Source organism: Streptomyces paromomycinus, from assembly GCF_003865155.1.
In the GTDB taxonomy this organism is placed as follows: Bacteria; Actinomycetota; Actinomycetes; order Streptomycetales; family Streptomycetaceae; genus Streptomyces; species Streptomyces chrestomyceticus.
Genome location: NZ_BHZD01000001.1, coordinates 7,687,990 through 7,709,026 on the forward strand (window position 1 = coordinate 7,687,990; position 21,037 = coordinate 7,709,026).

Annotated in this window: 22 protein-coding genes; 8 read left to right on the plus strand and 14 right to left on the minus strand. The window is 72.7% G+C overall.

Features of this window, described 5'->3' with window-relative positions; all coding sequences use genetic code 11:
- Positions 1 to 425 precede the first annotated feature (425 nt).
- From OEIGOIKO_RS33135 to OEIGOIKO_RS33145, 3 genes are all read left to right on the plus strand, one after another.
- Positions 426 to 1,481, plus strand: coding sequence for a hypothetical protein (locus tag OEIGOIKO_RS33135; RefSeq protein WP_246177702.1), 1,056 nt, complete (start codon positions 426 to 428; stop codon positions 1,479 to 1,481).
- A gap of 71 nt (positions 1,482 to 1,552) precedes the next feature.
- A complete protein-coding gene (locus tag OEIGOIKO_RS33140) occupies positions 1,553 to 1,723 on the plus strand; it encodes a hypothetical protein (RefSeq protein WP_030019458.1) in 171 nt (56 codons plus the stop codon).
- Positions 1,724 to 1,776: 53 nt separating this feature from the next.
- Positions 1,777 to 2,787: a helix-turn-helix transcriptional regulator gene (locus OEIGOIKO_RS33145; RefSeq protein WP_125057123.1), complete on the plus strand. Its 1,011-nt coding sequence runs from the start codon at positions 1,777 to 1,779 to the stop codon at positions 2,785 to 2,787.
- Here the strand turns inward: OEIGOIKO_RS33145 and ctaD are convergent.
- The 11 genes from ctaD to OEIGOIKO_RS33200 form a co-directional block, all read right to left on the minus strand.
- Positions 2,702 to 4,426 (minus strand): aa3-type cytochrome oxidase subunit I, encoded by a 1,725-nt coding sequence (ctaD, locus tag OEIGOIKO_RS33150; protein ID WP_125057124.1) that lies wholly within the window; start codon positions 4,424 to 4,426, stop codon positions 2,702 to 2,704. The genes OEIGOIKO_RS33145 and ctaD overlap by 86 nt on opposite strands.
- 197 nt (positions 4,427 to 4,623) lie before the next feature.
- A complete protein-coding gene (locus OEIGOIKO_RS33155; protein WP_031008978.1) occupies positions 4,624 to 4,899 on the minus strand; it encodes a gas vesicle protein K in 276 nt (91 codons plus the stop codon).
- Between the two features lie 31 nt (positions 4,900 to 4,930).
- Complete coding sequence (locus OEIGOIKO_RS33160; RefSeq protein ID WP_125057125.1) at positions 4,931 to 5,152, minus strand: gas vesicle protein; 222 nt, start codon at positions 5,150 to 5,152, stop codon at positions 4,931 to 4,933.
- Entirely contained in the window at positions 5,149 to 5,976 is an 828-nt protein-coding gene (locus tag OEIGOIKO_RS33165; RefSeq protein WP_246177703.1) for a GvpL/GvpF family gas vesicle protein, read from the minus strand. The genes OEIGOIKO_RS33160 and OEIGOIKO_RS33165 overlap by 4 nt, the downstream gene beginning before the upstream one ends.
- Positions 5,973 to 6,296 carry a gas vesicle protein gene (locus OEIGOIKO_RS33170; protein WP_030019464.1) on the minus strand — a complete coding sequence of 108 codons (324 nt, stop codon included), beginning with the start codon at positions 6,294 to 6,296 and terminating at the stop codon, positions 5,973 to 5,975. The genes OEIGOIKO_RS33165 and OEIGOIKO_RS33170 overlap by 4 nt, the downstream gene beginning before the upstream one ends.
- A complete protein-coding gene (locus OEIGOIKO_RS33175) occupies positions 6,293 to 7,486 on the minus strand; it encodes an SRPBCC family protein (RefSeq protein ID WP_125057126.1) in 1,194 nt (397 codons plus the stop codon). The genes OEIGOIKO_RS33170 and OEIGOIKO_RS33175 overlap by 4 nt, the downstream gene beginning before the upstream one ends.
- The gene (locus tag OEIGOIKO_RS33180; protein WP_125057127.1) at positions 7,479 to 8,159 is read right to left on the minus strand and encodes a DNA primase; all 681 of its coding nucleotides are present in this window, start codon (positions 8,157 to 8,159) and stop codon (positions 7,479 to 7,481) included. The genes OEIGOIKO_RS33175 and OEIGOIKO_RS33180 overlap by 8 nt, the downstream gene beginning before the upstream one ends.
- 156 nt (positions 8,160 to 8,315) lie before the next feature.
- On the minus strand, positions 8,316 to 8,561 hold the full coding sequence (locus OEIGOIKO_RS33185) for a gas vesicle protein GvpG (RefSeq protein ID WP_125057128.1): 246 nt from the start codon (positions 8,559 to 8,561) through the stop codon (positions 8,316 to 8,318).
- A 3-nt stretch (positions 8,562 to 8,564) separates the two neighbouring features.
- Complete coding sequence (locus tag OEIGOIKO_RS33190; RefSeq protein WP_125057129.1) at positions 8,565 to 9,305, minus strand: GvpL/GvpF family gas vesicle protein; 741 nt, start codon at positions 9,303 to 9,305, stop codon at positions 8,565 to 8,567.
- Complete coding sequence (locus tag OEIGOIKO_RS33195; RefSeq protein ID WP_125057130.1) at positions 9,302 to 9,733, minus strand: gas vesicle structural protein GvpA; 432 nt, start codon at positions 9,731 to 9,733, stop codon at positions 9,302 to 9,304. The genes OEIGOIKO_RS33190 and OEIGOIKO_RS33195 overlap by 4 nt, the downstream gene beginning before the upstream one ends.
- Entirely contained in the window at positions 9,730 to 10,050 is a 321-nt protein-coding gene (locus tag OEIGOIKO_RS33200; RefSeq protein ID WP_125057131.1) for a gas vesicle protein GvpO, read from the minus strand. The genes OEIGOIKO_RS33195 and OEIGOIKO_RS33200 overlap by 4 nt, the downstream gene beginning before the upstream one ends.
- Positions 10,051 to 10,449: 399 nt before the next feature.
- Between OEIGOIKO_RS33200 and OEIGOIKO_RS33205 the strand changes: the two genes are divergently transcribed.
- Entirely contained in the window at positions 10,450 to 10,665 is a 216-nt protein-coding gene (locus tag OEIGOIKO_RS33205; protein ID WP_125057132.1) for an I78 family peptidase inhibitor, read from the plus strand.
- Positions 10,666 to 10,782: 117 nt separating this feature from the next.
- On the opposite strand, the gene OEIGOIKO_RS33210 is transcribed toward OEIGOIKO_RS33205, so the two are convergent.
- Both OEIGOIKO_RS33210 and OEIGOIKO_RS33215 read right to left on the minus strand, forming a co-directional pair.
- On the minus strand, positions 10,783 to 11,805 hold the full coding sequence (locus tag OEIGOIKO_RS33210) for a phosphatase PAP2 family protein (RefSeq protein ID WP_174857258.1): 1,023 nt from the start codon (positions 11,803 to 11,805) through the stop codon (positions 10,783 to 10,785).
- A gap of 265 nt (positions 11,806 to 12,070) precedes the next feature.
- The gene (locus OEIGOIKO_RS33215) at positions 12,071 to 13,297 is read right to left on the minus strand and encodes a hypothetical protein (RefSeq protein ID WP_125057133.1); all 1,227 of its coding nucleotides are present in this window, start codon (positions 13,295 to 13,297) and stop codon (positions 12,071 to 12,073) included.
- A gap of 212 nt (positions 13,298 to 13,509) precedes the next feature.
- Here OEIGOIKO_RS33215 and OEIGOIKO_RS33220 point away from each other — a divergent pair, with 212 nt between their 5' ends.
- Together OEIGOIKO_RS33220 and OEIGOIKO_RS33225 are read left to right on the plus strand one after the other, a co-directional pair.
- Positions 13,510 to 15,129, plus strand: a complete 1,620-nt coding sequence (locus tag OEIGOIKO_RS33220) for an MFS transporter (RefSeq protein WP_125057134.1) — start codon at positions 13,510 to 13,512, stop codon at positions 15,127 to 15,129.
- A gap of 228 nt (positions 15,130 to 15,357) precedes the next feature.
- Positions 15,358 to 16,554 (plus strand): acyl-CoA dehydrogenase family protein, encoded by a 1,197-nt coding sequence (locus OEIGOIKO_RS33225; RefSeq protein WP_125057135.1) that lies wholly within the window; start codon positions 15,358 to 15,360, stop codon positions 16,552 to 16,554.
- Between the two features lie 72 nt (positions 16,555 to 16,626).
- On the opposite strand, the gene OEIGOIKO_RS33230 is transcribed toward OEIGOIKO_RS33225, so the two are convergent.
- On the minus strand, positions 16,627 to 17,079 hold the full coding sequence (locus OEIGOIKO_RS33230; protein WP_030019475.1) for a cell division protein SepF: 453 nt from the start codon (positions 17,077 to 17,079) through the stop codon (positions 16,627 to 16,629).
- 852 nt (positions 17,080 to 17,931) lie between these two features.
- On the opposite strand from OEIGOIKO_RS33230, the gene OEIGOIKO_RS33235 reads away from it, so the two are divergent.
- Both OEIGOIKO_RS33235 and OEIGOIKO_RS33240 read left to right on the plus strand, forming a co-directional pair.
- Positions 17,932 to 19,857 (plus strand): FAD/NAD(P)-binding protein, encoded by a 1,926-nt coding sequence (locus OEIGOIKO_RS33235; RefSeq protein WP_125057136.1) that lies wholly within the window; start codon positions 17,932 to 17,934, stop codon positions 19,855 to 19,857.
- A gap of 52 nt (positions 19,858 to 19,909) precedes the next feature.
- Positions 19,910 to 20,950 (plus strand): LLM class flavin-dependent oxidoreductase, encoded by a 1,041-nt coding sequence (locus tag OEIGOIKO_RS33240; protein ID WP_125057137.1) that lies wholly within the window; start codon positions 19,910 to 19,912, stop codon positions 20,948 to 20,950.
- The last annotated feature ends 87 nt before the right edge of the window (positions 20,951 to 21,037 follow it).

A 21,037-nucleotide genomic window follows, 5' to 3' on the forward strand; every position in this document is an offset into this window, starting at 1 on the left:
CCGGTCCGGGCACACCGGCGGAGCGAGCCGGTGGCTGCACACCTCGTGACGGGACGCCCCGGGACGGCATAACTTGTGGCGTTACAGCACGGCACAGAACCGACGATCAACGGTTCGGGAAAGTTCCTCGACGCCGCTACCGATGTCCTAACTCTTTCGGAACAAGTTGGCCAAACGCCTCAACCCGGAACCCGGGAGCGCGGTCCAACCGTTCAACGGGGCAGACAGCGGGACTCGTCCGCGGCGACCAAGGGATACGGGGACGGAATACGGGGACGGATGCACAGCTCATTCCTGATTCACCACGCCCACGGCACCGGAGGGGCGGTCCGGACCGGCGCCCGGCGGACGCGACCCCGCCCGGAGCACGGGGCGTACGCAACCAAGGACGCGGCGCAGGCCGCTGTGAGAGGGGTGCGGAGGGTATGAACGCGTCGACGCAACTGCCCGTGACGGGCGCCGGGACGGCCGGTCCCGAAGCCGTCGCTCCCGTGCGGGCCGAGCCCACGGCCCCCGCCGGGCCGGACGCCACGGCCGCCCGCCGCGGTGCCCGCGCGGCGGCCGGGGCCGCCCAGCCGCTGCGCGCGGACTGCATAGCCGACTCCGCCGGCGGCCTGACCTTCGACATCACCACCCCGCAGGGCACCAGGCCGGTCTGGAGCGCGGCGCTCGTCCTGAGCCCGCGCGACGGCGGCGCCGACGAGGAACTGCGGCTGCCGCTCGGCCCGAACGGCTCCGGGCGCCTGCGGGCCGTCCTGCCCAGCACCGTCGCGCTCCCCGAAGGCCGCTGGAACACCTACGCCGACCTGGGCGACGGCCGCGGCCCGCAGCGGCTGCTGCCCGGTGTCACCGACCTGAGCCCGCTGGTGGACCGCCGTCCGCTGGCCGGGATCGGCCGGCTCGGCGTCCGCATCCCGTACGCCACCAGGTCCGGCAGCCTGGCGCTGCGCAGCTGGCTGCGCGGGCCGCACGCCGAGGCCGGGGACGTCCTCGTCGACGCCGTCGGCGTGACGGTGGCGGGCCGCCTCTACGGCGCCGCCCTCGGCCCGGGCGCCCGCGCCGAGGCCACGACCCGCCGCGGCACCCCGGAGGCGGCCGGTCCGGCCTCCCGCGTCACCGTCCCGCTCACCGGCGACGGCCCCGACTTCGTCTTCACCCTGCCCCACGCGCAGTTCGCGGAGCGCTGGCAGGGCGGCAGTGAACGCTGGGACCTGTGGCTGCGGGTGACCGAGGAGGCCGAGCCGGTGCGGATCGCCCGGCTGCTCGACGACGTACCGGAGAAGGCGGAGACCGTCAGCCACCCGGCGCGGTCCGCCGGCCGCCCGTCGGACCGGCTGCGCGTCGGCCCGTCCTACACCCGCGACAACGACCTGACGGTCCGCGTCACGGGCCACGGGGCGGACGGGACGGACGAGACGGACGGGCAGGAAGGGGCCGACGGGACGGGCGGGCCGGACGGACCGGGCCCGGCCGGTTCCTGACCGCGCCTCATCAGACAGCGCGCATAACACCGCACGCCGGGGGCACTCGGTGCAGCGGAGGTGCGATACACATGGTTCCTGTCATTCTGGTACTGCTGCTGGCTCTGATCCTTTTCGGCGCGGGCTTCGCGCTCAAGGCACTGTGGTGGGTTGCCGTCGCGGTGCTGGTCGTATGGCTGCTGGGCTTCCTGTTCCGTTCGACGGGCGCGGGCGGTGGTCGCACGCGCTGGTACAGGTGGTGAACCGGGAGAGACGCGGACCGTAGCTGTCCGCATGTGCTGCCAGACTGCCCGGCATGGTGGAAACCTCAGCACGACTGCTGCGCCTGCTCTCTCTCCTGCAGGCACACCGCGAGTGGACGGGCGCGGGCCTCGCCGACCGGCTCGGCGTGACCCCGCGCACCGTCCGCCGCGACATAGAGCGCCTACGTGAATTGGGCTACCCCGTCCACTCGGCCCCCGGCACCGCCGGGGGCTATCAACTGGGCGCGGGCGCCGAACTGCCACCGCTGCTCCTCGACGACGAGGAGGCGGTGGCAGTCGCCGTGGGGCTGCGCACCGCGGCGGCCGGCGGCGTCGAAGGCATCGAGGAGACCTCCGTACGGGCCCTGGCCAAGCTGGAACAGGTACTGCCCCACCGGCTGCGCCGCCGCGTCGGCGCCCTCAACGCCTTCACCGTGCCCATGCTCGGCGCCGCGGGCCCCCGGGTCGACGCCGCCACCCTCACCGAACTGGCCAACGCCTGCCGGGACAGCCAACGGCTGCGCTTCGCCTACGCGAGCCATGAGGGTACGGCCAGCCGCCGCGTCGTCGAGCCGCACCGGCTGGTGTCCGCGCAGCGCCGCTGGTACCTCGTCGCCTGGGACGTGGACCGCGCCGACTGGCGCACGTTCCGCGCCGACCGGATCACCCCCACCCCGCCGCACGGCCCGCGCTTCACCCCGCGCCCCGGCCCGGCCGCCGATCTCGCCGCGTACGTCTCGCGGGGCGTCTCCACGGACGCGTACGCCGAGCGCGCCACCTTGGTGCTGCATGCCTCCGCCGAGGAGGCCGCCCAGCGCATCGGCCCGTCCGTCGGCGTCGTCGAACCGCTCGACGACCACCGCTGCCTGCTGCACACCGGTGCGCACCGCCTGGACGTCCTGGTGGTCCACGCCGCCCTGCTGGGCTTCGACTTCGAGGTGCGCGAACCGCCGGCGCTGACGGACGCGGTACGGGAGCTCAGGGACCGGCTGACCCGGGCCCTGCACCCGGCTCCTGCCGCGCCTCCGGTGTCCCCTGCGGTTCCGGAGCCTCCGGCGGGCTGAGCCGCACGATCTCCGGATGGTGCAGGTCGAAGGCGGGCGACTCCGAGCGGATGCGCGGGATGGTCAGGAAGTTGTGGCGCGGCGGGGGACAGGAGGTCGCCCACTCCAGGGAGCGGCCGTAGCCCCACGGGTCGTCCGCCGCGACCTTCGTGCCGTACTTCGTCGTCTTCCAGACGTTGTAGAGGAAGGGCAGCGTGGACATGCCCAGCAGGAAGGCGCCGACGGTCGAGAGGGTGTTCAGCGCGGTGAAACCGTCGGCCGCCAGGTAGTCGGCGATCCGGCGCGGCATCCCCTCCACCCCCAGCCAGTGCTGGACGAGGAAGGTGGTGTGGAAGCCGGTGAACAGCGTCCAGAAGTGCAGCTTGCCCAGCCGTTCGTCGAGCATCTTCCCGGTGAACTTCGGCCACCAGAAGTAGAAGCCGGCGAACGTCGCGAAGACGACCGTGCCGAAGACGACGTAGTGGAAGTGGGCGACGACGAAGTACGTGTCGGTGACGTGGAAGTCCAGTGGCGGCGACGCCAGGATCACCCCGGTCAGCCCGCCGAACAGGAAGCTCACCAGGAAGCCGACCGCCCACAGCATCGGCGTCTCGAAGGACAGCGAGCCGTGCCACATCGTGCCGATCCAGTTGAAGAACTTCACCCCCGTCGGCACCGCGATCAGGAACGACATGAACGAGAAGAACGGCAGCAGCACCGCGCCCGTCGCGAACATGTGGTGCGCCCACACCACGACCGACAGCCCGGTGATCGCCATCGTCGCGCCGATCAGCATCACGTAGCCGAAGATGGGCTTCCGCGAGAAGACCGGGATGATCTCGGTGATGATGCCGAAGAACGGCAGCGCGATGATGTAGACCTCGGGGTGCCCGAAGAACCAGAACAGGTGCTGCCACAGCAGCGCACCGCCCCACTCGGAGTCGAAGACCACCGAGCCGAAGCGCCGGTCCGCCTCCAGCGCCAGCAGCGAGGCCGCCAGCACCGGGAAGGCGATCAGCACCAGGATCGAGGTGAACAGCACGTTCCAGGTGAAGACCGGCATCCGGAACATCGTCATGCCCGGGGCGCGCATCCCGATGATGGTGGTGATGAAGTTGACCGAGCCGAGGATGGTGCCGAAGCCGGACAGCGCCAGGCCCATGATCCACATGTCGGCGCCGATGCCGGGGGAGCGGACCATCGAGTTCAGCGGCGCATAGGCGGTCCAGCCGAAGTTCGCGCCGCCGGTCGGCGTCAGCAGGCTGCCCAGCACGATCAGGCCGCCGAAGGCGAACAGCCAGTACGAGAGCATGTTCAGCCGCGGGAAGGCCACGTCGGGCGAGCCGATCTGCAACGGCATGATCTCGTTGGCGAAGCCCGCGAAGGCGGGGGTGGCGAACAGCAGCAGCATGATCGTGCCGTGCAGGGTGAACGCCTGGTTGAACTCCTCGTTCGTCATGAGCTGGAGCCCGGGGCGGGCCAGTTCGGCCCGCATCAGCAGCGCCAGCAGACCGCCCACCAGGAAGAAGCCGAACGCGGTGAACAGATAGAGGTGGCCGATCTTCTTGTGGTCGGTGGTGGTCAGCCAGTCCACCACCACCGCGCCGGGTCGCCGCGCCCGCACCGGCTCCGGGCTCGCGTCCACGGTGTCCGTACCCATCTGCGCCACCTCGTTCGCCAAGAGACACCGAAGCGGCCGGAACCCGCCGGCGCGCCCGGGAAGTCGGTAATCGACGTGCTGGATGTGCTGTCCGTGCTCGGGCTCAAGCCATGATGGCCGCCCCGGCCCGGTCGCGCGAGAGGGTGTGCGCAGCCCGGCCGGATCATTGCGGCGGGCCGCCGGGCGCGGCGCGGGGTTCACTCCCGGGGCAGCAGCGGGCCCAGCGGGCCGAGATCGAGGTTGAGTTCGTCCTTGCCGATGCCGTACCGCTCGCACAGCTCGCCCATCCGCCGCTCCAGCAGCATCAGCGTCAGGCCGATCCGTTCCTCCTGGTCCTCGGACAGATCGCCCTGGTCGACGCGGCGCAGCGCCTGGCGCTCCATGAGCTGGTGCAGCAGTTCCACCACCGTCAGCACGAGCCGCACCAGGTCGCGCTCCACGGTGTCCTCGTCCAGTTCCACACGCCGGCTCACGGCGCCACCTCCTCCTCGGGTTCCTCGGACGTCACGGTTCCAGCTCCTCGAAGGGAGAGGGAACGTCGGCGTTGACCGAGCTGATCAGGGCCCGCAGGTCGATCCGTACGAGATCCACATCGGCGATGCGCAGGGTCAGGTCGCCCACGATCACCGCGCCGCCGCCCAGCAGCCGGTCCAGCAGGTCCACCAGCGCGATCTGCCGTTCGGCCAGCGGGTTGTCCGGCTGCGGGCCGGCCACCGGCGACGTCATACCGCACCGGTCCCGGTGTCCCCGCCCGCCTCGGAGGGCTGCGGCGGCTGCGCGAAGGAGTACGGGGCCCACGGACCGGTCAGCTCGATCCGCAGCCCCGGGCTGCGGTCCGCCAGCTCACCGACCAGGCCCGCGAACACCCCGGCCTGCTCGCGGGGGATCAGATAGGCGCCGTTGAGCACATTGCGGCCGCTGACCCCGGACAGCCGGGCGTCCTGCGGGCGGTGCAGCCGGCTGCGCTCGGCGAACTTGTCCAGCGCCTCGTGCGCGGCACGGGCCAGCTCGTCGGCGCGCCGCTGGTTCTGCTCCTGCGCCTGCCGGTGGGCGAGCCGCCGGCGCAGGAAGTCGCGTCCCGAGCCGCCCGCGGCCGTCTCGCGCTCCGAACCGCCCGCGGGAACGGCGGGCTTGGCGGCCCCGGCGTCCTCGACATACGCCTTGACGCCCCACTCCATCCGGCCGTCCAGGCTCACCAGCGCGCTCAGGAACTCCTCGGCGCGCTGCGCGAGGACCTGCCGGACCCCGCGCGTGTCGCGGTGCACCGTCACCAGGCGCAGCGGCAGCACACAGAACTCCGCGGCCGCGGTGTCCACCACGCTGCGGTGCGCCCGGGCGGTCCGCTCCAGCCACGCCATGTCCTCCAGGTGGGCGCGGAGCGCCTCCTCCTCGAAGTCGGCGGCGGGCACCCGGGAGACCAGGGCGGCCAGCGCGCCCTCCGTGACGGTCTCCACGGGTGCGTCCGCGACGCCGAGCAGTCCGTCCGGCGGTCGGCAGCCTGCCCGGGCGACGGCGTAGGTGTACATCAGCTCGGCGCCGTGCGTACTCAAGTGATCTCCTCTCGCGGCTCCTGGTCGCCCTCCAGGGCGGCGATCCGCTCGCGCAGCCGTTCGTTCTCCTGGGCGAGCTCACGGCGCCGGGCACCGGAGGACAGCGACGGATCGTCGCGCCACCAGTCGATGCCCATCTCCTCCGCCCGCTCGACCGAGGCCACGATCAGCCGCAGCTTGATCGTGAGCAGCTCGATGTCGAGCAGGTTGATACGGATGTCCCCGGCGATGACCACGCCCTTGTCCAGCACGCGTTCGAGGATGTCGGCGAGGTTGGCGCCGCCGTTCGAGCCGTACGGGGAGGGGACCTGGGAACTCATCGGGCCGGCTCCGGCTCCCGCTCGTCCTCCTCGGAGTACTCGGCGTCCGCGTCCTCGGCTTCCGGTTCCTCGTCGTACTCGTCCGCGGCGTCCTCCTCCTCGGCGCCGGCCTCGTCGTCGTACGCGTCCTCGGGCTCGTCCTCGGCGTCGTCCTCGGCGTCGTCGTCCTCGTACGCGCCCTCGGCGTCGTCCTCGCCCTCGTCCTCCGGTTCCCCGGAATCCTCGGCGTCCTCGTCCTCGTACGCGTCCTCGGCGTCCGGCTCCTCGCCGGAGTCGCCGGTCTCCTCCTCGTACGCGTCCTCGGACGGCTTGCCCGCGCCCTCGGTGTCCCGCTCCGCTCCCTGCTCGGTGTCCTGCTCGTCGTGCTCCTGCTCCTCGCGCTCGACGGCCTCGTCGTGGCCGACGACGACCTCGCCGTCGCGGATCTCGCCGCGCCACTCGCCGGTCGCCTCGCCGCGCATCATCACGAAGCGGCGGAAGTTCTTCAGGTCGAGCCGGGCACGGCGGCCCTGCGCCCGCCAGATGTTGCCGGTCTTCTCGAACAGACCCTTGGGGTAGTACTCGATGACCAGCAGCACCCGGGTGAGGTTGGCGGCCAGCTCGTGGAAGGTGACGACGCCCTTGAGGGTGCCCTTGGCGCCCTCCGAGGTCCAGCTGATGCGCTCGTCGGGGAGCTGCTCGGTGGTGTGCGCCTTCCAGCTGCGGGTCGACCAGAAGATCTTGGCGCGCCAGTTGGATTCGGTGTCGTCCGCGGACTCCACCCCCTGCACCCCCTTGGCGAAGGTGCTGAACTCCTGGAACTGCGTCCACTGGTTGTACGCCTCGCGCACCGGCACGCCGACGTCGACGTCCTCGCTGATCGTGACGAACTTGCCCTTGCCGCCGCCGCCCTTGCGCCCGCCGGTGAGCTTCTTGAAGGCGCCCTTGACGGAGTTCTTGGCGGTGTCCTTGACCGCGCCCTTGAGGGTGTCCTTGATCACCGGGCCGATCAGGCTGTCGCTGCGCCCCTCGGCCACGTCCGTGAGCCGGGTGGTCGCCTCGCCGAGCCGCTTCCCGGTGGACACCAGCAGGCGCTGGGCCTGCGCGGCGGCGAACGAGACGGCTTCTTCCTTGAGACGGTCGACCGCCGGGTTGCCGGCCACGGTGTCCTTGACGGCGGCCATCGGGCCGCCGGACTTGGTGTCAGCCACGGTCCTCACCTCCGCTCCGGCGGGTACCGGCGCGGGCCGTCTTCTTCGCGGCCGAGGCGGTCTTCTTCGGCGCGGCGGCCGCCTGCTTCGCGGGCCGCTTGCGCCTGTCCGGCGCGGACTTGGCGCCGGAACCGGAGCCCGTGCCGGACCTGGCACCGGACTTGGCGGGGGCCTTCGAGGACCGCGCGCTCTGCTTCTTGGCAGCGCCGCGTCCCTCATCCCCGGACTTGCGTGCCCCGCCGCCGCGGCTTCTCGGCGCGCTCTCCTCGCTGTCGTCGCCGGACGCTTCCTCGTCGTCCCGTCCGCCGCCGGTCACGCCGCGTACGGTGTCCGCGGCCTTGCCGCCGACCTCGCCCGCGTCCAACTGGTCGCGCACGTTCAGAGTCCGCTCGTGCAGGCTGTCCGCCAGGGAGTCGAGGCGCTTGGTGACCAGTGCGCCGGTCGCCGCCTTGCCCACTCCCTTGAGGTCACCGCGCAGCTGCTCGCGCAACTCCTTGAGCTGCGGGTTGGCCGCTATCTGGTCGTTGACCAGAGAGATCAGCTGCTGCGGGCTCAGATTCAGGCGCTTGCCCAGGACCATGCTGCCGATACCGATGGCGAGCTTGGCCTTCTTGGTGCGGCCGAGCAGATAGCCTCCGGCGACGGCCAGCACCAGTGCCGGCCGGTTCTTCATGTCGGGGATCTCCTCCGTGTAGGTCGCGCCCGCCCGCCGTCCTGGTGACGGCCCGGCGTCCCGCGCGAGTTTCGGGGATCTCGTACTGTCCGGGTGGGACGTCTCGTCACACCGTGGGGGCCGCTCCGCGGGGGAGGGGCCCGGGGGCCGGGGCGCTCACGCCCCGGCCTGCCGCTTGCGCAGCTCTTCCAGCCGGTCCAGCAGCGCGTCCTCGCGCCGGTCGAACTCGGCCTCGTCGATCTGTCCGCTGTCCAGCTGCTCCGCCAGTTCCCGCAGTTCGCGCTGGACCACGGCCGGGTCGTAGTACTGCCGCTCGGCCTCGGTGAGGACCTGCCGCAGCACCCAGCCCGTCCCCCGTACGGGAGCGGCCGGGAGCAGCAGCAGTTCCTTGATCAGGCCCATCGGTCACTCCGCGGCGGCGGACTCTAGCGGGCGGACGAAGCTGTACGGCGGGAGCGGCCCGTTGACCAGCAGCTCCAGGTGCGGGTGGTCGGCGCCGAGCCGGTCGGCGGCGTCCAGGAACGCGGCCGCGTCCTCGCGCCGCATCAGGAAGGACAGGTTCACCAGCCAGCCGGAGCCCTCGGGCCCGGGGCAGGACTGCTCCGCCTTCGGCACCAGCGCCGCTTCCACGGTGTGCGCGTCGGCGACCTCACGGGCCCGTACGGCGTTGGCGACCAGTTCGCCGAGCCGCAGCTTCTGCTGGTAAGCGCCGCCGCCGGCGGCCTGGTTGGCCTCGTTGAGGGCGCGGATCTCCGGCTCCTCCGTCAGTACCCGCCGCAGCACGTCCTCTTCACGGTGGGCGGCCTTGACGTTGTACTCGACCCGCCCGTTGAGGTCGTCGAGCTGCGCCTTGTAGTGCTCGGCGTGTTCGGTCAGGACGGCCTGGACCGCCTCGTCGTCGTCGGAGAGCGAGCCGAAGCGCAGCGGCAGTACCGCTCCGTCCGCGCCGGCCTCGGTCAGGACGTGCTGGTGGGCGAGGAGGTCACGGCGCTTGGGCCGCAGCTTGTCGGGGCAGTCGCTGACGATCGCGGCCAGGTCGCCCTGGCGGACGATGCGGACCGGGCGCGGCGGGTCGCCGATGCCCAGGATCTCCTGTTCGGGCTTCGGGTGGTCGGCGCGGGCGATGCCGTAGACGTACGTGCTCACTCGCTCTCCTCCTTCTTACGGGAGGCGGTGCGCCGCGGCCTGCGCTGCGGTTCGCCCTCGCTCTCGGCCTTGTCCCGTCCCGAGCCGATCGCCTCGGCGAAGGTCTCGGCCGCGCCGGAGAGCGCGCCCTTGGACTTGCCCTTGGCGCCGGACTCGGTGACCTGGCCGACGACGTCGGGCAGGCCGGGGCTCTTGTTGGCGCCGGTCTCCAGGTCGAGACGGTTGCAGGCCTCGGCGAAGCGCAGGTAGGTGTCGACGCTGGCCACCACCACACGGACATCGATCTTGAGGATCTCGATACCGACCAGTGAGACGCGGACGAACGCGTCGATCACCAGGCCGCGGTCGAGGATCAGCTCCAGTACGTCGTAGAGGCCACTGGTGCCGCCCCCGCCCCCGGACTGCTGTTGTGCCGGGACAACGGTCATGACTGTGGTCTTCCTCTCGCACGCTCGTAGCGGCTGACGCGCCGGTAGCCCGTGAGCATTCCGTCCGGGTCGAGCGTGACCTCGTACAACGCCATGAGGCTCATCGTCTCGGGTACCCGGGCGAGCTCCAGCACCTCGGTCTCCAGGACCCAGCCGTCCTCGGTCCTCTCGAACCGGGACACGGTCTCGGGGGTCAGGCCGGTCAGCTCGGCGAGTTGTTCCCGTGCCGACCGCAGGAGTTCCGGTGCGCTGGGGCGGGCGGACGCCGCTCGGTGGTTGTTGCTCTTGTCCGGTGTGTTCGCTGTGTTGTCTCCCATGGGCTCCTCGGCATCAGCGAGTACCGCACGGCGGTGGAGTCAAACCCGTCTACCGGCACCGATGCTCGCGAAATATGCTGCGGCGGCGTGCCGTCGGCCCATTTCCGGGATGTCGGACACCGTAAAAAGGAAGGAATAAACGGCTGCTGACGGGGAATTAATTCCGGCCGCTCCCGGCGGGCCCGGAACCGGCCGCCGACGGGCGATCAAGGCCGAAATCAGGCCGTCTCCGATTCCCACCCGGTTGGTGCAGTGACCGGCTCGTACGGGTGACGGAATCAAGGGCAAACACGCGCTGTCATGCTGTGACAGAAGTGTGACCAAGGGGGGACGGGGCGGGTACGCGCGTATGGCACCCGGCCCTTCCACCTGCTGTGCGGTACGCCTACGGTGGCTGCCATGGCACCCGTACCGAACTCCCCTTTCGAGCCCGACGACGACCCCGAGGCCTATGTCGGGCTGGCGCAGCAGGCCGCCGAGGAGCGCGCCCGCGCACACGGCTGGACCACGGTCCGTTCCCTGGCGCCGGGCGCGATCATCACCATGGAGTACTTGGGCGGCCGCCTGAACTTCGAGGTCGAGGACGGCTCCGTGACCCGCAGCTGGAAGGGCTGAGCGGCCCGCGGCGGACCCGGACAAGGCGACGGCCCCGGCGCTCCGGAAGGAGCTGCCGGGGCCGTCGGCCGCGCGGGGGAGAGGCTGTGCGTACCGTCCCCGCGGGTCCGGTGGCGGTCAGCTGCCGCCGGTGCGGCCGCGGACCGGGGCCGGGGCGAGCGGCGCGGTGCGCGGCGCGCGGTCGGCGTGCGGCGGGCGCCGGCTGCCGGTCGGGGTGACCGGGGTGCGCTCCGAGCGGACCGTGTGCGGCCGCGGCGGATGGTGCGGGCGGCTGTCCGCGGCGCGGGTGGGGGAACCGGGCCTGGCGGCGCCCATCGCGTCCCGGACCAGCACCTCTTCCTCCGGCGCCGGGCGCGGCGCGGACAGGCCGCTGCGGGCGGGCGCCGGGGCGAGCGGCGCGGGCGCCGGCAGCCAGCGGGTGCGCAGCTGCCGCCACAGGGCCGTCAGCCGGGACTCGGCCCACTCCACTCCGGGCTCGAACCAGGGCAGTGCGAGCAGCACCAGCAGTCCGGCGGCCCAGCCCAGCAGCACATCGCTGACCCAGTGGGTACCGAGGTAGACGGTGGTCATGCCGACGCCCAGGGCGCCGAGCGCGGCGATCACGGAGAGTGCGCGGCGGCGCAGCGGAGTGGTCGCCAGATAGGCCAGGACACCCCAGGTGACGACGGCGTTGGCGGTGTGTCCGGAAGGAAATATATCGCCGCCCAGCCACATCTCGTTGGCGCCGATGGTGGTCGCGTAGTGCGGGCCGAGCCGGCCCATGCCCAGCTTGGCGGCGCCCGCGGTGATGTTGAGCAGCAGCAGCGAGGTGCCCAGCACCAGCAGCGGGTGGAGGTTCTTGGTCCGCCAGCAGCGCCAGCCCAGCCAGGCCGCCACGGCGACCGCGGTGGGGCCGCGCTGGCCCAGGACCACGAAGTAGTCCAGGAAGGCGTGGATCTCCGGCCACTGCTTGTACGGCCGGAAGAGCATGGCCTGCCAGTCGAAGGTGACCAGCCATGAGGTGGCGAGCACACCGGCCACGATCGCCACGTACACCGCGAGCGTGCCCCCGAACAGCCACCAGCGGGTCCGGGTCATGCGTGACGGCGGGCGGTCGGGCGGGTGCTCCTCCATCTGGTCGAGCTTGTCATCGGTACGCACTCAATCGACGTTACCGCGTGTGATGTCGGCGCTTGGTCAAACTGTGAGCTTTGTGATGACGATGTGATGTGCAATCTGTCTCAAAGGTGACTTTGGGCAGAGGATTTCGGAAGGAATTCAACGGCTGTCGGATTGCCTCCGGGAGGAGCGCCGAAGGAGGTCCCGAGAGGCTTCTTCCCAATTCGCCGGAGTAGTTTATCGCCGATTCGCGCGGGCGTCGCGGTCCGTTTCCCCGCGCGGGCGCTCACGGAGGGGAATCCTCCGTTCACGGCGGGCCCGAACCGTTCAGCCAGAACGCCCCGTACACCGCCGACCCCGCGCTGACCAGGGCCGTCACCGTCCAGGCCGCCGCCGGACGCCACCGCGCCAGCCCGGCGGCGAGCGGCAGCAGCAGGGGATAGGCGGGCAGCATCAGGCGCGGCTTGGAGCCGAAGTACCCCTTGGCCGTCAGCGCCAGCAGCAGGACGGCCCCGCCGTAGACGAGCAGCGGCAGCGGCTGCCCCCGGCGCGCGCCCAGTACGTACAGCCAGACCACCAGCGCGACGCCGGCCAGCAGCCCGAGGCCCGCCGGAAAGCCGAGGTCCCACAGGAAGGAGGCGAAGGCGACGCCGCCGTCGAAACCGTTGCCCCAGCCGCCCTGGACGTCCAGATATGCGGTGAGGCCGCCTTCCCGGACACCCACCCAGAGGAAATAGCCGCACCAGCCGAGCGGTGCCAGCAGTACGCCCAGCAGCATCCGCCGGTGCCTGCGCAGAAGCGGCCCGGCGCCCGGCTCGGCACCCGCCCCGCCGCCCGGTGCGTCGTCCGGCCCGGCCCCCGTCGTCCGGTCCCGCCACAGTGTCACCGCCGCGGTGATCCACACCGCCGCGACCACCGCGGCCCCCACCGGCCGGGTCAGCCCCGCCAGCGAGGCCAGCACCCCCGCGGTCACCCACCGCCCGGTCAGTACGCAGTACACCCCCCACGCCGCGAGCGCGGTGAACAGCGACTCCGAGTACGCCATCGACTGCACGATCCCCACCGGCAGCGCCGCCCACAGCGCCGCCAGCGCGACACCGGCCCGCGGCCCGTGCAGCCGCTCGCCCGTCAGGTACAGCGCCCAGGCGGCGGCGAGCGACGCGAACCAGGACACCGCCAGCCCGGCGTCGGCGGCGGACAGCGACGTCACGGCGGACAGTCCGCGCTCCAGCCACGGCAGCAGCGGGAAGAACGCCAGGTTCGAATGCACGTCCCCATTGGCGAGCTGGACGCTGTAGCCGTACCCCTGCTCGGCGACCCGGGTGTACCAGAGAGAGTCCCAGCGGGCGGTGAGCAGCGTGTGCCAGCTCTTGCCGCGCGCGGCGGACCAGGCCGCCAGTACGACGAGCCCCAGCGCCCGGATCGCGGCGTACACCAGCAGGGCGGGGGCGGCCCGGCGCAGCGCGGAGCGGGGCCGGTCCGTCCGGACGGGGCCGTTCCGCTCCGGGCCGCGAAAGGGGGCAAGATCGTTCATCCGGCCGATTATCCCGTGGCCGGAGTCCGCCGCCCGTCAACGGGTATGGGAACCGCCGGGCCCTGCGACGAGCGTCTCATCGTGGGGTGAGCCACGCGTCACGTCACGCGACTCGCGTAGTCTGACGTCTCAACTCGCCCGTCCGCCGGTTCCGCCGGAGCGCCTCCCGCGCCCCGGCACGCGGCCGCGAGAGCATGACAGGAGGTACGCGAATGTCCGGGACGACCACGTCCGGCAGCGAGCGGACGGCGGGTGTTCCCCGGCATGGAGGTGGCGGCGCCAACCGCTGGACCGTACTGGTCGTGCTCTGCGTCAGCCTGCTGTTCGTCGCGCTGGACACCACCATCCTGTACGTGGCGGTGCCGTCGGTCACCGAGGATCTGCGTCCCGGGCCGGTGGAACTGCTGTGGATCGTGGACATCTATCCGCTGATCGCGGCGTCCTTGCTCATCCTCTTCGGCACGCTCGGCGACCGGGTGGGCCGCCGGCGCATCCTGTTGCTGGGGTACGGCCTGTTCGGCGCGGCCTCGGCCGCCGCCGCGCTGGCCCCCAACCCGCAGACGCTGATGATCGCCCGGGCCCTGCTCGGCATCGGCGGCGCGATGATCATGCCGGCCACGCTGTCGATCCTGCGCCAGGTCTTCCCCGACCGGCGCGAGCGGGCGGTCGCCATCGGCGTGTGGAGCGCGGTGGCCGCCGTCGGCGCCGCCGTCGGACCGGTCCTCGGCGGCTTCCTCGTCGAGAACTTCTGGTGGGGCTCGGTCTTCCTCATCAACATCCCGATGATGGCGGTCATGGCCCTGATAGGACGCTGGCTGCTGCCGGAGTCCCGGGGCGAGCGCAACGGGCCCTGGGACACCGTCGGCGCCGTCGTCGCGGCGCTCGGTGTGCTCGGTGTCGTCCTCGGCGTCAAGCGCATCGGCAGCGGCGAGACGCTGCTCGGCCCGACCACGCTGGGCTCCATGCTCGTCGGTGTCCTGCTGCTGACCGTCTTCGTACGGCGCCAGCGCAAGCGCGAGCATCCGCTCATCGACATGCGGCTGTTCGCCCGGCCGGCCTTCGGCACCTCGGTGGGCTGCATCGTGCTGGCGATGCTCGCCCTCGTCGGGCTCCAGCTCATAGCCGTCCAGTACCTCCAGCTCGTCCTCGGCCTGAGCCCGCTGGAGACCGGGCTGCGGATGCTGCCGCTGGTCTTCGCCGCGATGGCCGCCGGGCTCACCGGCTCGAAGGTGCTGCAGGCCGTCGGGCCCCGGGTGATGGTGTCGCTGGGCTTCGTGCTCACCGCCGCGGCCGTCCTCTGCCTGACCGCGATGGACGAGACGGACCGCCCCTGGCTGCTCGTGCTGGGTTTCGTCCTGCTCGGCTTCGGCTTCCAGAGCACGCTCTTCGGCGCCTACGAGTCGATGCTCAGCGAGGCCCCCGCCGATCAGGCGGGCGGCGCGGCGGCCATCGGCGAGACCTCCTACCAGCTCGGCGCGGGCATCGGCGTGGCCCTGCTCGGCAGCGTCATGAACGCCGCCTACGCCCCGGGACTGGCCCATGTGGACGGCGTCCCGGAGCGGGCGTCCGCCTCGGCCGCGCACTCGTTGGGCGAGGCGTACAAGGTCGCCTCCTCGCTCGGCGGCACGGCGAAGTCGGTGCTGCGCGACGCCGCGCAGGGCTCCTTCGTGCACGGGCTGCACGTCACACTCGTCACCAGCGCCGTGCTGCTGCTGGCCGGCGCGGCGATCGCGTTGCGGCTGCCCCGGCGGGCCGCGGACGCGGGGGACCGGACCGACAGCGACGGCACGCACTGCGGCCCGGAGCCGGCGCGCGCGAACACCGGACGGTAGCGGGAACCAGGGAACGGGGGCGGGGGCTGCAGCGGCGCGGGGAGTACGGCGCTGAGCGGGAGCTTCGCGTACGGGAGCAGGGGCTTCGCGTACGGGAGCGGAACGGCCGGGCAGGGGCCGCCCCCACGACGGGGGCTCTTGCCGCCGTGCCGTGGCCGCCCGTAACGTCGGACCCGGATAACTAACACCGCTAGTTTTTGTGCGCGCGCAGCTACCGGAGGCCCCGCCATGTCCGCACCCCCGTCCCCGAAGCTCCCGCCCTTCGACGCGGAAGACCCGCTGGGCCTCGACGACCTGCTCTGCGACGAGGACCGGGCGGTACGCGCCACCGTCCGCCGATGGGCCGGCGACCGGGTCCTGCCGCACATCGCCGAGTGGTACGAACAGGGCGAACTGCCCGGCATCCGGGACCTGGCCCGCGAACTGGGCTCCCTCGGCGCCCTCGGCATGGCACTGACCGGCTACGGCTGCGCGGGCGCCTCGCACGTCCAGTACGGCCTGGCCTGCCTGGAACTGGAGGCGGCCGACTCCGGCATCCGCTCGCTGGTCTCCGTGCAGGGCTCGCTCGCCATGTACGCGATCTGGCGCTTCGGCTCCGAGGAGCAGAAACAGCGCTGGCTGCCGGGCATGGCGTCCGGCGAGACCATCGGCTGCTTCGGCCTGACCGAGCCGGACCACGGCTCCGACCCCGGCGACATGCGCACCTACGCCAAGCGGGACGGCGGCGACTGGGTGCTCACCGGCCGCAAGATGTGGATCACCAACGGGTCGGTGGCCGGCGTCGCGGTGGTCTGGGCACAGACCGACGACGGTATCCGCGGCTTCCTCGTCCCGGCCGGCACCCCCGGCTTCAGCGCGCCCGAGATCCGGCACAAGTGGTCGCTGCGCGCCTCGGTCACCAGCGAACTGATCCTGGACGAGGTACGGCTGCCGGCCGACGCGGTGCTCCCCGACGCCAAGGGGCTGGGCGGCCCGCTGCGCTGCCTGGGCCACGCCCGGTACGGCATCGTGTGGGGCGCGATGGGCGCCGCGCGCGCCAGCTTCGAGGCCGCGCTGGAGTACTCCCGTACCCGCGAGCAGTTCGGCAAGCCCATCGGCGGCTTCCAGCTCACCCAGGCCAAGCTGGCCGACATGGCCGTGGAACTGCACAAGGGCATCCTGCTCGCCCACCACCTGGGGCGGCGTTTCGACGCGGGACGGCTGCGGCCGGAACAGATCAGTTTCGGCAAGCTCAACAACGTGCGGGAGGCGATCGAGATCTGCCGTACGGCCCGTACGGTCCTCGGCGCGAACGGGATCTCGCTGGAGTACCCCGTCATGCGGCACGCGACGAACCTGGAATCGGTGCTCACCTACGAGGGCACCGTCGAGATGCACCAGCTCGTGCTGGGCAAGGCGCTCACCGGCCTGGACGCGTTCCGCTGAGCGGAGCCGGCCGGCGGCCGGGGGCGTCGGCCGCCCCGGCCACCGGCCGGAACGACGCACCGGCCCCCGCGCTCAGCTCTGGTTGAAGAAGCCGCCCTCGGGGCGGCGCCGGCCGGGCTCACCGCTGAGGATGCGGTAGTCGGCCGGGGTGAGCAGGAAGACGCGCGTGGCGACCCGCTCGATGGAGCCGCGCAGCCCGAAGGTCAGCCCGGCGGCGAAGTCCACCACGCGCTTGGCGTCGGAGGAGTCCATCGCGGTCAGGTTGACGATGACGGGGATGCCGTCCCGGAACAGCTCTCCGATGCCGCGGGCGTCCCCGAAGCCCTCCGGGGTGACGGTGGCGATGCGGGTGCCCTGGTCCTGGGCGCTCTCGTCGGCGACCTGGACGCGCGGGTCGGTCACCCAGGGGCTGTTCCCGGTGCTGCCGGGCTCGGACCCCTCGGCGTAGTCGTCGTCGTAGTAGCGCTCGTCATCGTTGTCGTCGACGAGGCCCAGCCAGGCGCTTGCCTTGCGTACCGATCCCATTGACGCCTCCTCTCACCCGCGGTCTGTGTGTCCGCACCTCTATCGTCGTCCATGATGCGGATGCTCTGCCAAGTGGATAGCCGCCGCACGGGGGGTTCGTGACACATCTGGTGCAAAGAGGGTGGCATGGCGTCAGAACTGGGAAGAGTCGCGGGAACTGACCGTGTGAAGGCTGTCACATCGAGTGTCGGAACGTCCAGTGGCCGACCGGTACCCGATCGTTCTTGCATCCAAACCGGACGGAATACGAACCGCCCGAGTGCGGAGGGTGTCCCGTTCCACCCCGTAAGGGGGGTCAGGTGAACCCGGCCGGCCGCAGGATGGAGGCGCGGTGTTGACCCGGGACGGGCGCCGGCCCGGCAGCGCGGACGCCGAACTTTGTCGACAATGCGTTACCGGGGCCGGACGGGGCAGGCGGGGAGCGAGGGTGAAGCGTGGAACGACGGACCAGGGTGGAGCTACGAGGGGAGGGGTGCGCCGGCGGGACGCGGATGTGTGAAGGCGCGGCGGACGGGAGGAGAAGCCGCGAAAGGCCCGGCCGGAACGGCGGCGGGCGGGCAGCGGGTCAGCTCAACAGGACGCCGACCACACACGACCGAAGTCGATGTGGTCGCGGGTGACCAGCCACTGCCGTGAGTCCATGCGGCTAAGTGGAACAGGCATCCGGTTTCCCGTCAACCATGACGTGCCCCGCTGCTCACAGTCCGGACAGCCTTGACAGCGGGGCGTCCCGGGCACATAGCCTCAGGGATCGGCCGTGCTGAGGGGCGCGGTCCGGTGCCGGCCTCCGGGCCCCGTGTGTGAAGACGCTCAACTCCCAGTGGGATCACTGCGTCCACGGAGCCTTCACGCATGTCTGCGACCGGCCACGCGCCGCACTCCGCGCCGCCCCCGCGGCCCCTCCACCCCCCGTCCCGGGCCCCGGCCCGCCCCGCCGTCGTCCTCGTCGGCGCGGGCCCGCGCGGCACCGGGCTGATCGAGCGCATCGCCGCCAACGCCCCCGAGCTGTACGGCGACGCGCCCCTCGACCTGCACCTGGTCGACCCGTACCCGCCGGGCGGCGGGCGCGTCTGGCGCCGCGACCAGTCCCCGCTGCTGTGGATGAACTCCACGGCCGAGGACGTCACCATGTTCACCGACGCGTCCGTCGAGCTGCGGGGACCGGTGCGGCCCGGACCCTCGCTCGCCGAGTGGGCCGCCCGGGTGCGCGCCGGGGAACTCTCCGTACCCGGCGAACTGGCGGACGCCGTACGCGGGTTGGGGCCGCAGGGATTCGCCGGGCGGCAGGTGCAGAGCGCCTACCTGGAGTGGGTGTACGAGCAGGCGGTGGCCGCGCTGCCGCCGGGCGTCGTCGTGCACGAGCACCGCTGCCGCGCGGTACGGGTCACGGGCCCGCGCGGCGGCCCGCAGCAGGTGTGGCTGGAGGGCGCCCCCACCCCGCTCGTCGCCGACCTCGTCGTCCTCGCCCTCGGCCACCTCGACGGCCGGCCGCCGCCGGAACAGCGGGACCTGGCCGCCTTCGCCGCCCGCCACCACCTGACCTACCTGCCGTCCGACTTCACCGCCGACGCGGGCCTGGACGTCCTGGCCCCCGGCGAGCCGGTGCTCGTACGCGGCTTCGGACTCGCCTTCGTCGACCTGATGGTGCTGCTCACCGAGGGGCGCGGCGGGGCGTACGAGGCCGGGCCGGACGGGGAGCCGGTGTACCGGCCGTCGGGGAAGGAGCCGGTCCTGTACGTCGGGTCGCGGCGCGGCGTGCCGTACCACTCCAAGATCGGCTACACCTACCGGGGCGAACGGCCGCCGCTGCCGCGCTTCTTCGGGCCCGCGCAGGTGGACGAACTCCTCGCCCGGCCCGGCGGCTACGACTTCCGGCGCGACGTCTGGCCGCTCATCGCCAAGGAGCTGGGCCACGCCCACTACCACCGGCTGTTCACCGCGCACCCCGAGCGGGTCCGCACCGACCGGGCCGCCTTCGAGGAAAAGTACGCGGCCGCCGAACCGCTCGGCCCGGGCCTGCGGGCGCTGGTCGCCGCCGCCGTCCCCGACCCCGCCGACCACCTCGACCTGGACGCCCTCGACCGGCCGCTGCAAGGCGTCCGCTTCCCCGGCGCGGACGCCTTCCAGGACGGGCTGCGCGGTTACATCGAGGCCGACCTGGCCCGGCGGCACAACCCCGCCCACAGCCCCGACCTCGCCGTTTTCCTCGCCCTGCTGTCGGTGTACGGACAGCTCGTACGGCTCGGCGACCACGGCCCCTGGTGGCACGGCTTCTTCAGCCACCTCGCCTCCGGTCCGCCCGGCCCCCGCCTGCGGCAGCTGCTCGCGCTGTCCCGCGCCGGAGTGGTGCGCTTCCTCGGCGCCGGCACCACCGTCACCGCCGACCCGGAACGCGGCGTGTTCTCGGCCACGAGCGACAGCGTGCCGGACGTACGCGTCGAGGCCCGGGCGCTGGTGGAGGCGCGGCTCCCGCAGCCCACCGTGACGGACACGAAGGACGCCTTGTTGCGCGGCCTGTACGACGACGGGGCCGCCGCCACCGGAAGCGGCCTGCTCGCCGTCGACCCGGGCGACGGCCGGGTGCTGGACCGCACCGGCCGGCCGCACCCGCGCCGCTTCGCGCTCGGCCCGCACACCGACGCCCGCGCCTCCGGCGCCTTCGCCCGGCCCCGCACCAACGCGCCCGCCTTCCGGCAGAACGACGCCACCGCCCGTGCCCTGCTGCGGTTCCTGCGCGCGCACGCCGTACCGGAGCCGGCCCGGTGCCCACCCGGCTGAGCAGCACCACGGCACCCGCCACCCCACGTGCACAGCGACGAAAGGCCGTCCCATGCCCCAGCCCTCCTGCTCCCTGCGCCCCCTGCACCTCGCCTTCGCGCTCGACGGGCCGCCCCGCCGGGCCCGCCGCGCCACCGCGGTCCACGACCCCGAGCACTACGTCCGCCTGGCCCGGCTCGCCGAGCGCGGCACCCTGGACTTCGTCACCCTCGGCGACTCCTTCGCCCGGCCGGGCCCGGACGCGCTCGCCGTCCTCGCCCGGGTCGCGCCGCGCACCGGCCGCGTCGGCCTGGTCCCGGCCGTCACCACCACCCACACCGAGCCGTTCCACGTCTCGATCGCCGTGAACACCCTGGACTGGGTCAGCCGCGGCCGGGCGGGCTGGACCGTGGAGGTGTCCGGCACCCCCGCCGAGGCCCGCCTCTTCGGCCGCCGGGAGGCCGCGCCCGCCGACGCGCTGTGGCGGGAGGCCGGCGAGGTCGCCGACGTGGCCGCCCGGCTGTGGGACAGCTGGGAGGACGACGCGGAGATCCGCGACACCGCGACGGGCCGGTTCGTCGACCGCGACAAGCTCCACTACGTCGACTTCCGCGGTGCCTCCTTCTCCGTACGCGGGCCGTCCATCACCCCCAGGCCGCCGCAGGGCCGCCCGGTCGTCGCCGTCGACGCCACCGCCCGGCCCGCGCGGCAGGTGGCCGCAGCACACGCGGACGTCGCGTTCGTCCGGGTGGAGGACCCCGCCACGGCGGCCGCCGCCCGCGCCGACCTGCGTGAACGCGCCCGCGCCCTGGGCCGCGACCCGGACCGGCTGCTGGTCCTCGCCTCGCTGCCGGTCGAGCTGTACTCCTCCGGCGACGCCGTCGGACTCGCCGACCTGCTCGGCGACTGGCACGCGGACGGCGCGGGCGACGGCTTCCACCTGCGGCCCGCCGACCCCGTGCGCGACCTCGCGCTGCTCGTCGACGGCACCGTGCCGGTGCTCCAGCACCGCTGCCTGCTCCGCCGCTTCTACCCGGGCACGACGCTGCGCGAGCACCTCGGCCTGCCGCGCCCGGCCAACCGCTACGCCCCGGCCCGGAAGGTCTCCTCGTGACCACGACCTCGTCCCGTACCTCGCCCCGTACGGCGCCCACGCCCAGGCCGACGCCGGTGCGAACGCCCACGCCCGAGCCCACGCCCG